At 50.2% G+C, this 12,226-nt stretch carries 13 protein-coding genes and 1 tRNA gene; 10 read left to right on the top strand and 4 right to left on the bottom strand.

What is annotated here, in order from left to right; all coding sequences use genetic code 11:
* Positions 1-3 precede the first annotated feature (3 nt).
* A tRNA-Arg gene (locus tag T491_RS0115015) sits at positions 4-77 on the top strand.
* Between the two features lie 258 nt (positions 78-335).
* On the opposite strand, the gene T491_RS0115010 is transcribed toward T491_RS0115015, so the two are convergent.
* Positions 336-680, bottom strand: coding sequence for a helix-turn-helix domain-containing protein (locus T491_RS0115010; protein ID WP_028904607.1), 345 nt, complete (start codon positions 678-680; stop codon positions 336-338).
* A gap of 386 nt (positions 681-1,066) precedes the next feature.
* Here T491_RS0115010 and T491_RS0115005 point away from each other — a divergent pair, with 386 nt between their 5' ends.
* Positions 1,067-1,522, top strand: coding sequence for a cupin domain-containing protein (locus tag T491_RS0115005; protein ID WP_028904606.1), 456 nt, complete (start codon positions 1,067-1,069; stop codon positions 1,520-1,522).
* A complete protein-coding gene (locus T491_RS0115000; RefSeq protein WP_028904605.1) occupies positions 1,516-1,812 on the top strand; it encodes a pyridoxamine 5'-phosphate oxidase family protein in 297 nt (98 codons plus the stop codon). Before T491_RS0115005 ends, T491_RS0115000 begins: the two co-directional genes overlap by 7 nt.
* A gap of 122 nt (positions 1,813-1,934) precedes the next feature.
* Here T491_RS0115000 and T491_RS0114995 read toward each other — a convergent pair whose 3' ends face one another.
* A complete protein-coding gene (locus T491_RS0114995; RefSeq protein ID WP_051523197.1) occupies positions 1,935-2,537 on the bottom strand; it encodes a hypothetical protein in 603 nt (200 codons plus the stop codon).
* Positions 2,538-2,644: 107 nt separating this feature from the next.
* Between T491_RS0114995 and T491_RS0114990 the strand changes: the two genes are divergently transcribed.
* From T491_RS0114990 to T491_RS0114960, 7 genes are all read left to right on the top strand, one after another.
* Positions 2,645-2,908: a DUF1294 domain-containing protein gene (locus T491_RS0114990; RefSeq protein WP_028904603.1), complete on the top strand. Its 264-nt coding sequence runs from the start codon at positions 2,645-2,647 to the stop codon at positions 2,906-2,908.
* On the top strand, positions 2,908-3,201 hold the full coding sequence (locus T491_RS0114985) for a hypothetical protein (RefSeq protein WP_028904602.1): 294 nt from the start codon (positions 2,908-2,910) through the stop codon (positions 3,199-3,201). The genes T491_RS0114990 and T491_RS0114985 overlap by 1 nt, the downstream gene beginning before the upstream one ends.
* A gap of 247 nt (positions 3,202-3,448) precedes the next feature.
* The gene (locus T491_RS0114980; protein WP_028904601.1) at positions 3,449-3,874 is read left to right on the top strand and encodes an Hsp20/alpha crystallin family protein; all 426 of its coding nucleotides are present in this window, start codon (positions 3,449-3,451) and stop codon (positions 3,872-3,874) included.
* Between the two features lie 142 nt (positions 3,875-4,016).
* On the top strand, positions 4,017-4,721 hold the full coding sequence (locus T491_RS0114975) for an RNA polymerase sigma factor RpoD/SigA (protein ID WP_051523196.1): 705 nt from the start codon (positions 4,017-4,019) through the stop codon (positions 4,719-4,721).
* Between the two features lie 162 nt (positions 4,722-4,883).
* Complete coding sequence (locus T491_RS0114970) at positions 4,884-5,891, top strand: hypothetical protein (protein WP_155950171.1); 1,008 nt, start codon at positions 4,884-4,886, stop codon at positions 5,889-5,891.
* On the top strand, positions 5,881-7,371 hold the full coding sequence (locus T491_RS0114965) for a cache domain-containing protein (protein WP_028904598.1): 1,491 nt from the start codon (positions 5,881-5,883) through the stop codon (positions 7,369-7,371). The genes T491_RS0114970 and T491_RS0114965 overlap by 11 nt, the downstream gene beginning before the upstream one ends.
* Positions 7,364-9,271, top strand: coding sequence for an ATP-binding protein (locus T491_RS0114960; RefSeq protein WP_028904597.1), 1,908 nt, complete (start codon positions 7,364-7,366; stop codon positions 9,269-9,271). The genes T491_RS0114965 and T491_RS0114960 overlap by 8 nt, the downstream gene beginning before the upstream one ends.
* Before the next feature lie 47 nt (positions 9,272-9,318).
* Here the strand turns inward: T491_RS0114960 and htpG are convergent, their stop codons facing one another.
* Complete coding sequence (gene htpG, locus T491_RS0114955; RefSeq protein ID WP_028904596.1) at positions 9,319-11,373, bottom strand: molecular chaperone HtpG; 2,055 nt, start codon at positions 11,371-11,373, stop codon at positions 9,319-9,321.
* 113 nt (positions 11,374-11,486) lie between these two features.
* Positions 11,487-12,071 (bottom strand): DNA-binding protein, encoded by a 585-nt coding sequence (locus tag T491_RS0114950; protein WP_028904595.1) that lies wholly within the window; start codon positions 12,069-12,071, stop codon positions 11,487-11,489.
* Between the last annotated feature and the right edge of the window lie 155 nt (positions 12,072-12,226).

The following is a 12,226-nucleotide window of genomic DNA, read 5'->3' as shown; positions in this document are numbered from 1 at the left end:
AATGGTTCCGTAGCTCAACTGAATAGAGCATCTGACTACGGATCAGAAGGTTGTGGGTTTGAATCCCGCCGGAATCACAACAAATGGTAAAGGTGATAGACTCGAAAGAGGCTGTCACCTTTGTTTTTTAGGCAAAAGGCAGCGACTTAACCGTTCGGATTTCGTCCTGCATGCGCCAGATAGATAGGATGATTCGGTTTGATATGAAGTCGAAAGCGTAGTAGCCACCGCCAATGCATTGGTCGCCCGGTTACAGCAAGTCCTTATGCTGTTCAACCATTCCCAGACGGAAAACACCGTCCATTGTGATGATGAATTTGGGTAGTAGCATACTTTTAATCTGTTACCACTTCATTGAAATGCTCCTTGCCCCAAGCTATCAGAGCCGTAAGTGCTGGCATCAGCGATTTGCCTGTCTCTGTCAGGGAATACTCCACTCGGGGTGGAACCTCCGGATAGACCTTACGATGAACGAGATGGCTCTGCTCCAGATTCTTCAGGGTCTGCGAAAGCATCTTCTGAGAGCAGTCCGTCATCAGTCGGCGGATCTCATTAAAGCGCAATACACCAGTCTCGTTGGTGTGGAGCATATAGAGTACCAACATTGACCACTTGTCGCCGAAACGACTCACTACTTGCCTGATAGGACAGGCTAAATACTCTGCTTTGATATCTGCCATAACTATAGATTTTGTCGCAAGGATAGTGCAAACCGAATGCAATCGAGCTTGCTCGAATTGCTGAGGTGCAGCCTGTCCTCGCCGTGTTTACACGGCAAAGGTAACAAATAGTTACTGAATTACCAAATTATACTTAGTTAATCTAAGTTAACGCTACATTCACGGGAGTCCGATAACATCCTAATTCCTACTTTTTGGTAACTATGTCACCTAAAAGTGCCTTCTTGTGGGAATGAAAAACTTGCCGTACCTTTGCGCCCAGTTAAGAACTGGTCGCGATGATGCTCACGCTCGGCAGAGCTCAAACGAGTTTGGCTCTGCTCTCGCTTAATCGCATCATTGTCAGCGTCAAAACGAACAAATAACATTTTAAACGAATAAGAATTATGAAACAGATTGAGACAATTAAGAGTGGTAAGAATTATAGCGCAGTAAGCGTAGGTAAGATGAGTGAGATTATCGAGCACGTGCTTCCGATGGGCCCCAATGTAACCATTCAAGGTAAGGTGTTCGCAGGTCAGGCCGTAGGTGCTACAGGCAGCGAACTGAGTTTCCAGACACTCGTTCCTGGTCAGGACAGCGGTTTCCTGCACACCCACAAGACTCACGAGGAACTTTACATTATCCTGAAGGGCGAAGGCCAGTATCAGGTGGATGGTGAGATTTTCCCTGTCAGCGAGGGTTCTATTATACGTGTGGCTCCCGATGGTAAGCGTGCGCTGAAGAACACAGGCAGCGAGAACCTGACTATGCTCTGCATCCAGTACAAGGCCAATGCCTTCACTGAGGCTGACAGCCCCATGACCGATGGAACTATCCTGCAGGAAGAACTGAAATGGTAATCGAGATGTTCGACAAAGCTATTCAGTTTCTGAAAGACCACAAAGAGATTGCCCTTGCAACCAGCGAGGGCAATCTGCCAAAGTTACGCATCTTTCAAATTATGAAGCAGGAAGGGCATGTGCTTTACTTTGCCACTTCTGCCAAGAAAGCCGTTTGGCACGAGTTACGCCAGAATCCCAATGATGATTTGTCTCCAACACCACCGCTATTTCAGCCTTTTGACCTCATTGCAGGCGAGGTTGGACAAGGCTTCGTTGGCGAAAGATTCCAGAAAAAAAGATTAGCTTAAGGCTTCGGCCACCTGAATATGTCTGCTTGCGCCATATTCCGGCTTGGTGCTGATGAGCTTTTGGAATAGCGTTGATTTGCTATAGTGCTCTGCATCAACTGAGTTTATGAGTTCGCGGAGTGTCATTCTTTGGGTATGGGTTTAGCCAGTTTCATGGCATCTTTGGTGCCAAATGTTCTTCTAATGAGGGTTTCCACATATTTCGTGATGTATATCTCATCATCAATAAGCGTGATGACTCTTAACACTCTCGTTTGGTTGAACCACACGATTTGCACAGAACTGTTTAATGTGTGACTATGACCGTATATGCTTAGTCTTGCCTGTTCTTCTTTCAACTTCTCAAAGTTTTTCAGTCCCACTTTGTCCTGGTTGTACACATGGACAAGCTCTGTTCCTATAGCTTCAGCTAAATCTGCAACTACGACGCTTTCTATCATGTTAATGTCGGCCGACTCCATGTAGGCAGCCCAATCTACCATAGTCCACCAGTCATAGTGCTGTGCAGCTAACAGAATATCATATTGTTGCCACACCACATTTCCTACATTTCCATGCTGGTGTTTTATCTCTTGAATGTAGCTTATGTCATCAAGCATTGTCTCTGGTTCGTTATCGGCTTTTGCTCTCGTTTTCGCTTTGCGCTTACCTTCTATGAGCATGTAGGCTAAAATGCCTGCTATTGGACCGCTGATTGCGGCAAGAGTTTGAAAGAATGTATTCATTATTATATCCTTTTGGGAGGCAAAGTTACAAAAAATCACATATAATAGCTGAATAAATGGCAAAATAATACGTTATTTTCTCAATTATTACTAACTTTGTCCCTGATATGAGCGTGACAGAGACGATAAAATATATACTCGTTGGCATCAATGTCCTGACTTTCGTTGTCTACGGATGGGACAAGTGGAAAGCCAAGCATGGAAAATGGCGTATATCCGAAGCCACTCTCCTGATGCTGGCTGTTGTTGGCGGCACTATAGGTGCACTCTTAGGTATGCAGGTCTGGCACCATAAAACGATGCACTTGAAATTCAAGTACGGGTTGCCATTGATATTGTTGGCTCAAATTGCTTTGATTGCTTTATTATAATGGCTTGGAAACTCAAATATCGCTGTAAGAAATGTGGCTACGAAGCCGAGGTGTACGAAGGCAGAGGACTCTTCCGCCAAGAGATACGTGCCGTGTCGTGTCCTGACTGCAAGAGCATCCAAAACATCGTGGTGGGTGGGATTATCGCCGATGTGGCACCTTCCTATAGAAGCGAAGTAGGCAGGCTCTGTTTGCAATGCGGCAGCGATAAAATCAGAGTGTGGGATGGGCATACCTGTCCCAAGTGCCAGGGTGAGATGGAACAGACTGGCGAGAAAGAGTTTTGGACTTGAAGACTGACAGAATTTCTGGTCAATGTTTAAGGGAGTTTAAAGAAATGTCAGTCATGTTTAATTGAGTTTAAGGGATTGTCAGTATCGTTTAAGCGAGTTTAAAATCCTTGCCATCTTGACAAGGTAACGAGCGCTTTTTCCTGTAGGCATGTACTTTGCTTTTCAGTAAGTGAAAGCTGAAGCAAATAAGCCGAAGCGATCAAGAACAATTAAGTTAAACTAAAAATATAATTAGGAGGTAAAAGTTATGTTGAACGGATTAATGAAAAGCAACAGTTGGTTCCCAACAATGTTTGATGATTTCTTTAACACTGATTTTATGCCTCGTGCCAACAGTACAGCACCTGCAGTCAATGTCAAGGAGAGTGAGAAGGCCTACACGATGGAACTTGCAGCTCCAGGCATTAAGAAAGAATATTGCCGTGTAGGTATCAATGACGAGGGCAACCTCACCATCGCTATTGAGAACAAACAGGAACACAAGCATGAGGACAGTCACCGTCATTATCTGCGCCGTGAGTTCAGCTACTCGAATTATGAGCAGAACTACATACTTCCAGATGATGTAGTACGCGACAAAATTTCTGCCAAGGTGGAGGACGGCATCCTGACCATCACTATGCCGAAGACCGAACCGAAGGAGAAAGTGACGAAGGCCATTGAGGTGTCATAAGGATGATGCTTCCTAATATGTAGAAAACCCCTGGCTTGCTGATGCAGGCTAGGGGTTCTTGTTTATATATGAAAGGTTTTCTCTTCTTTTTTTTGTATTTATCGAAATACTTTCGTATCTTTGCAAACAAAAAGAGAATGAAATGGAAGATTCAGCATTAAACAGATATCTTGATGAAATAGGTAAGGAGGAGCTGCTCAGCGATGCCGAGGAGCGTCAGTTGGCGGAGCGTATAGCCAAGGGCGATGATCGCGCGCTGTCGAAACTGATTGAGGCAAACCTGAAGTTCGTGGTCTCTGTGGCGCGTCAGTACAAAGGTCAGGGCGTGGCTATGGAGGACCTGGTGAGTGAAGGTAATATCGGACTGATGAAGGCTGCCGGCAAGTTCGATGCTACGCGCGGCGTGCGCTTCGTCAACTTTGCCGTGGTCTATATCCGTCAGGCCATCGAGAAGGCCATCGAGCAGCAGGGCGGACTCTACCAGGTGCCCAAGGACGTGAAGGAAGAGGTGGTGCGCCAGCAGTCGCAGGCAGTATCGGTCGATGCGCCTCTGGGCCATCGTGCCAATATGAGTCTGCTCTCGGTACTGGTGAATAAGGATGCGCCTATGGCCGACGAGCGTGTGCATTCTGCAGCTATCGAAGAGGCTGTGGAATATGCACTTACCACGCTCGACGAGCGCGAGCGCCGTGTGATCAATGCTTTCTTCGGCATTAACCAGGAGCACGAGACGATGGCCGAGATAGCCGAGGATATGGACTTGAAGCGTGAGCGTGTCCGCCAGATTCGTGATAAGGCCGTGCGCAAGTTGCGCAAGGCTTACCATCACAAGCTCAAATTGCTATAATCTTTTTTTTAGATGAATAGGTGTTAAGTTAGCGCTGTACGATTGGTACAGCGCTTTTTTAGGTTAATATGTGTTAAGATTTCGTAAAATTATTCTTTCTGTCGGGATTTTTTGTAACTTTGCGTTATTATTACATCTAACGAGGACATAAATATACCGACCGTGAAACAAGAATCTAAAACTGATGCCAAGAGGCAGAGAAGGAATGTATTGTTGGCCGTATCAGCCATTATTCTGATAGTGGTGGGATTGGCATACTGGGCTTTCAGTTCAGCCATGAAGGCAGAAACTATTGTGCGTTATGCAGGCATGCAGAGTGTGATTACTGCCCAGCTGACCCGTACCATCAAGGGCATGGAGATGAGTGCTACTAATGTGTTCAACGAGGTGGAGAAACACATGGATTCGCCCGAGAGTGTGATTGCTGCGCTTGAGAGTGAGTCGAATCTGAACTCCGATGTGCGTGGCTATTTCGCCGCTTTCGAGCCAGGTTTCTTCCCCTCAAAAGGCACGTGGTTCGAGCCGTATATCCATCATACCGACAGTACCAAGTTCGAGATGAGTCAGGTGGGCTCTGCACGCCACGACTATACCAAGTCGACGTGGTACGTCCGTGCCAAGGATCTGAAGATGTCGTTCTGGTCGGAGCCTTACTACTATTATGATGGCACCAACATCAGCGGTCATTACTGCACGTTTGTGACCCCGTTGTTTGATGAGCAGGGCAAGCTGACCTGTGTATGTGGTGCTGATATCACCTTTGACTGGGTAGCCAAGGTGTTGGCGAAGATTGATGACTACTGTCGGCATGCTCCGTTGGTCAACACGTATCGCCTGATGCGTAACTTTGATTTCTATTCGGTAGTGCTGGATAAGGACGGCACCTGCCTGGCGCATCCACAGGACAAAAAGATTATCATCGAAGACAAGCAGCTGCTCAGCAGTTTGGAGCAGCGGGAGAACGGTGTGGCTGAGATGACGATCGACAATGTGGAGTCGGTGGTGTACTATGGCCCGATAGAAGGTATCGACTGGACGCTGGCTGTGGTTATCCCTAAGAGCGACCTGCAGAAACCATTCGTGTATATGGCTTGGGGCCTGAGTCTGTTAGGACTGCTGGGTATTGTGGCTGTGTGGCTGACAACAAAACACATCAAGGATGAAAAGTAATAGGTACAAACTGAACCTGCAGGTGTTTGGTGGCATTGTGCTGTTGTTGGCACTCACGCTGGGCGCTATGGCGTATATCTCGCACAGAGAGCTGCGCGGCGAGGCCATGCGCGATGCCGAACTGACGCTTGAAGGCACCGTGCAGGACATTGATAATATCCTGCTGAGCGTAGAGCAGTCAGCGGGTAATATGTGTTACGACCTGCTGAATTATGTGGATGATTCCAGCCGCGTATATACTTACTGCCGCGAGATGGTGAAGAGTAATCCCAACGTGGTGGGCTGTGCCATTGCCTATAAGCCAGGCTATTTCCCTGGCAAGGACCTGTTTATGGTCTATGTGCACCGCAGAGGTTTCTCGACCGATGCCAAGTCGGACCTGGTGACTACCGATAAGTTTACCAACCGTCCTTACACCGAGCAGGTGTGGTACACCGAACCGATGAAGACGGGTTATGTAGGCTGGACCAACCCGTTGAAGGGCGAGGATACCGAGAACGAGGCGCTGGTCACCTTCTGCCTGCCTTTCTATAACAAGCAGGGCGAGCGCGTGGGACTGATTGGTGTCGATGTGTCGATATCCATGCTGTCGAAGATAGTGCTTTCGGCCAAGTCTACGCAGAATGGCTACTGTGTGTTGTTGGCGCGCAACGGATCGTTTATCGTCCATCCCGATGCTGACAGACTGTCGCTGCCCATGGCGTTCAGTCAGATGGAGGCTGGTTACGGAACCAGTACACTCGAGGCCCTTGAGTCGATGATTGCAGGCGAGACCGGCGTGAAGTTCTTTACGAGGGACGATCGTAACTGGTGTGTATTCTACAAGCCGTTTAAGCGTGCCGAAGTGGAGGGGCGTGCTGCTGGCGAGGGCACGTTAGGCTGGAGTGTAGGTGTGGTTTATCCCGACGACGATATCTTCGGCATGCATAATATACTGCTCTATCTGGTGTTTGCCATCGCTATCGTGGGCGTGCTGCTGTTCCTCGGACTGAGTTCCTGGAGCTTTCACCGCCAGCTGCGGCCTTTGCGCCTGCTTACCGACTCGGCGCAGCGCATAGCCAATGGCGATCTGAACGTGATGATAAGCGAGACCGATCGTGACGACGAGATTGGCGATCTGCAGAACCGTTTCTGCAAGATGAAGCGATCGTTGCAGGATGAGGTCAGCGCCCTCGAGAAGGCTACCGACCGTCTGCATCGGCGTAATGATGCCTTGCGTGCAGCCCTGGCCAAGACCGAGGAGACTGATAGAATGAAGACTTCGTTCCTGCACTACATGACCAACCAGATGACGGTGCCTACCGAGAGTATCGACCGTAGTGTGACTACCCTCTGTAATAACTATCACGACATCGACCGTGAAGAAGTAGATAAGCAGGTGGAGAATATCCAGCAGAAGAGCGAGGCGGTGTTGGACCTGCTGACCCACATGGCGCATTTTATCGAAACCGAATCAGGAAAGGAGGCTGCCCATGAGTAAGCATCATCGTCTTTCGCGCTCGCTCAGTATGCGCATTATCCTGATGGCGGCGCCCATTTTTATCCTGTCGATAGGCACGTTGTTCCTGCAGTCGAGCTATCTCATCCGTGAGAAGGCGATGGCATCGGCCAATAGTTATCTGAACACAGCGCTCCACCGTGTACGCAACTATATGAGTATTGTCGAGACCTCGGCCAACTCCAATGCCTGGATGATGGAGGAGAATCTGCGTTCCGACTCGCTGAAATCGGTATCCAACCGCATTGTGCGCCTGAATGCGCCAGTTGTCAGCAGTTCGTTCTATGCGCTGCCCGACGAGTTTCCGGAGTATGGCCATAGGTTCTCTATCTACACCGAGGATTATGGTGGCGATTCGATTGTGTCGTATATCGAGCCCGACTACGATTATTTCCATAGGGCGTGCTACACCGAACCTGTCAGGACCGGTAAGGCTTGCTGGGTGGATCCGTTTGCCGAGAAGAGCTCGATTGCCGTGGATCATACGCAGGCCATCGCCACTTATTGCCAGCCCATTCGCCATCACAGTGGTCGTATGATGGGTGTGCTAACGGTCGATCTCTCTATCAGCGACATGGCCAGTAATCTCAATAAGGGCGACCGCCCATTCCCGCATGCCTATTTCATGATGCTGGCTGAAGATGGTCGCTATCTGATACATCCCGATACGGTGCGTGTATTCCGCAAGTCGATATTCTCTGATGCCGACCCGCATCGTAATCCGGATATGATTACGTTGGGCTATGAGATGACAGCGGGCAAGCATGGCGATATGCGTGCCACGTATGACGGGCGCGAGTATTATGTGTGCTATCGCCCGGTGCCTGGCACCAAGTGGAGCCTGGCGCTGGTTTGTCCGGTGGGCGATACCCTGACGAGCTACTACCACATGGGCTATGTGATTGCGGCAATCATCATCATCGGCCTGCTGCTGATAGTATGGCTCTGCAACCGTTTGGTGAAGCAGACCATCCAGCCTATCTACGGGTTGCTGCGCAATACGCAGCAGATAGCCGACGGCAAGTACGACGAACTGATTCCGATAACCACCAAGATGGGTGTGATAGGCCGTTTGCAGAACAGTTTCGCACATATGCAACACTCGCTGAACCAGCGTATGGGTAAGCTCCGTAAGGACACTGATGAGATTCGTAAGCACAACGATGCCTTGGAGAAGTCGAAGGCGCTGGCCGACGAGACCGTGAAGCGCAAGAATCTGTTCATACAGCATGTGGCCCAGCAGATGCGCATGCCGCTGAATGTGATTCTGGGCTTTGCCAACGTGCTGCGCGAGAGTGCTGGGGATAAGAACGCTATGAGCGAGGTTGAAATGAGCAATGTGACCTCGATGATGAAGAGCAATGCGGTGAATATGAGTCGCATGGTGCTGATGCTCTTCGATGCCTCGGAAACCGATCTGGATGAGACGCTGATGAGTAACCGAAAGGATGAGGTGGCATGTAATGAGGTGGCGCGCGAGTGTATCAGGCATGCCATGAGCCACTTCCCCGATGCCAAGATCCAGATGGATACCATCCTGCCCGATACCATGCATATCCTCACCAACCATCTGTACCTGATGCGCACGCTGCGCGAGCTGCTGTATAATGCTGCCAAGTACACCGACGGCCAGCATGTGAAACTGACCATTACGCAGAATGAGAAGAAGGTGCGTTTCATTGTTCAGGATGTTGGTCCGGGCCTGTCGATCGATGCCGACGAGCTGATCTTCAAGCCGTTCGTACGCGAGGGCGACCTCTCGGAAGGCTTGGGCTTAGGTCTGCCGCTGGCCAAGCGACATGCCAAGAACTTAGGTGGCGATCTGATATTCGATGCCGACTATCACGAAGGCTGCCGCGTGGTTCTCGAAGTTCCCAAATAAAAAAAGCTCCCAACGTTACTTGGGAGCTTTCTTTATGCTTATTCTGTTTATTTAATCAGATCAACTGAACGCTTCAGGAATGCATCGAGTGCCTCGCCCTTCAGCATGCCGTTCTGCAGCAGTGCCAGGTCGATGAGCTGGTGAACCACCGAGTTGCCCTTGGCATAGTCGGCAATCACAGCCTGCTTCTTGTCCTTCTGCTCCTGAACAGCCTTCTCGGCCTCAGATTTCATATCCTTGTCGTCCTGAGTCAGCTCGTCGTACTTCTTCTTATCCTGCTGGGCACGGATGGCAGCCAGACGTGCCTCCTGACCCTTCAGTTCGGCTACGATAGGCTTCAGCGCCTCCTCGGTAGCAGCGCTACTCTCGTCGAGCACCTTCTTCACCAGTGGGTGGTCTGAGTTCAGTACCAGGTTGAACGAGTCGGGCATCTGACCATAGAAGCTCATACCAGGCTGGAATCGGCTCATCTCCTTCATACGGCGCATATACTCATTCTGAGTGATCACTACCGGACGGGCCTCGGCACCAAGTGCATCTACCTGAACCATAAACTCGGTGTGCTCAATCTTTGGCAGCTGGGTGCGGAATACGGCTGACAAATTGTCACTCTGCTCCTCGCTCAGCTCGCTCTTAGGCGCGTCGCTCTTCACAATCAGACGGTCGATGATGTCGCTGTCCACACGGGTGAAGCGGCTCTTCTCAAATTTCTGCTCCAGTGTCTGGATGGTGGGCACGTCGAGCTGTCCGTTCAGCAGTAGCACGCTGTAGCCCTTGTCCTGAGCAGCCTTGATATAGCTGTACTGCTCCTCCTTGTCGGTAGCGTAGAGATATACCAGCTGGTCGTCCTTATCCTTCTGGTTGGCCTCGATCAGGGTCTTATACTCGTCGAAGGTGAAGTACTTGCCCTCAGTGTCCTTGAAGAGTGAGAACTCCTTGGCGCGGTCGTAGAAACCGTCCTCGCTCAGGATACCGTAGTTGATGAAGAGCTTCAGGTCGTCCCACTTCTCCTCGTACTCCTTGCGGTTCTCGCTGAAGATAGCCTTCAGGCGGTCGGCCACCTTCTTAGTGATATAGGTCGAGATCTTCTTTACCTCGCGGTCGCTCTGCAGGTATGAACGGCTGACGTTCAGAGGGATGTCGGGTGAGTCGATCACACCGTGGAGCAGGGTGAGGAACTCGGGCACGATGCCCTCTACCTGGTCGGTCACGAATACCTGGTTGCAGTACAGCTGGATCTTGTTCTTCTGCAGCTCGATGTTATTCTTGATTTTGGGGAAGTAGAGGATACCGGTCAGGTTGAAGGGGTAGTCCACATTCAGGTGAATCCAGAACAGAGGCTCATCGCTCATGGGGTAGAGTGTGCGGTAGAAGCTCTTGTAGTCCTCGTCCTTCAGTGTGCTTGGGGTCTTAGTCCACAGGGGCTCCACGCTGTTGATGATGTTATCCTCGTCGGTATCCACCTGCTTGCCGTCCTTCCACTCGGTCTTCTTGCCGAAGGCCACGGGCACAGCCATGAACTTACAGTACTTGTTGAGCAGGCCCTCGAGCTTGAACTTGTCGAGGAACTCCTTGCAGTCGTCATCTACGTAGAGAATGATGTCCGAACCGTGATCAGCGCGCTCGGCGTCGTCGATCTCGTAGGCAGGTGAGCCATCGCAGCTCCACTTCACAGCCTTCGAGCCTTCCTTCCAGCTCTTGGTCACAATCTCTACCTTCTTGGCTACCATGAAGCTTGAGTAGAAACCCAGTCCGAAGTGGCCGATGATGTTGTTGGCATTATCCTTGTACTTCTCGAGGAAGTCGGTAACGCCTGAGAAGGCAATCTGATTGATATACTTGTCGATCTCCTCCTCGGTCATGCCGATACCGTGGTCGCTGATGGTGATGGTACCCTTATCGGTATCCAGGCTTACGCGCACGGTCAGATCGCCAAGCTCCTGCTTGTACTCGCCCTGCTGAGCCAGTGTCTTCAACTTCTGTGTAGCATCGACGGCATTTGATACCATCTCGCGGAGGAATATCTCGTGATCGCTATAGAGAAACTTTTTGATGACGGGGAAAATATTCTCGGTTGTAACCCCGATGTTACCTTTCTGCATAATTGTATATACTTAATTTATGAATGTTCTGCCATAGCATTTGCAAATACCGTGCCAACTCTCTCAATAGATGTGAGGGGCACCGAGGCTAATCCTCGATGCCCCCCTCAGGGTTAATCCTCGCTGCTGCCATCGGGGTTAGGGTTGCCGCCGCCACCGCCACCGTTGCCGCCGCCAGTGCCCTGACCGCTGTTGCCGCCAGTGTTCTGACCCTCGCCGGACGACTGGCTCTGGTTGCCGCTCTCCGTATCCTCGATGTCACCGGGATCGGTAGAGGTGACACGCTTCACCACGTTACCCTCGCGGTCGTAACAGGTGATGATGACTGCGGTCGACTTCAGTTCGTCCTTCAGCTCCACGGCAGGGGTGAAGATGATGCGGCGCGTCTTGATGAGGCTCGACTTCACCTCGTTCACGTCGGCCACCGTCTTGGCCGAGAGGCTGAAGCGTGCAGAGCCTAAGCCGGGGATGGGAATGCTGTGACCCTCGGGCAGCCATGCCTTGATCACCTCGCCGGCGGCATCCCAGCAGGCCTTCATCACGCCTTCGCTCACACCGCTACGCAGAGCGGCTTCGTGAATCACTTTCTCCTTGGCAAGAGCGGAATACAACTCAGGCTGCATCACATAGCGATACTCGCCTTCTGAATCTTTTGAGAACTTCAGCAGTTTCTCACGTGCTTTTACTTTTAAAGCCATAGTGTAAAGATATTTAAATGGTTAGACTTATGGCTGATTAACAGCCGTTGATTGTGAGGTTTTACCTCTTTGTTTACCCTACAAAGATACAAAAATTTTTTGGATTTTGCAAATATTTTGGCAACTTTTTTCGATAAAAAACGTTATTTTTTTTT

This window comes from Prevotella sp. P6B4 (assembly GCF_000619985.1).
Classification (GTDB): Bacteria; Bacteroidota; Bacteroidia; order Bacteroidales; family Bacteroidaceae; genus Prevotella.
Note: the sequence above shows the minus strand (reverse complement) of the source record. Positions and strands in the feature narration are given on the sequence as shown.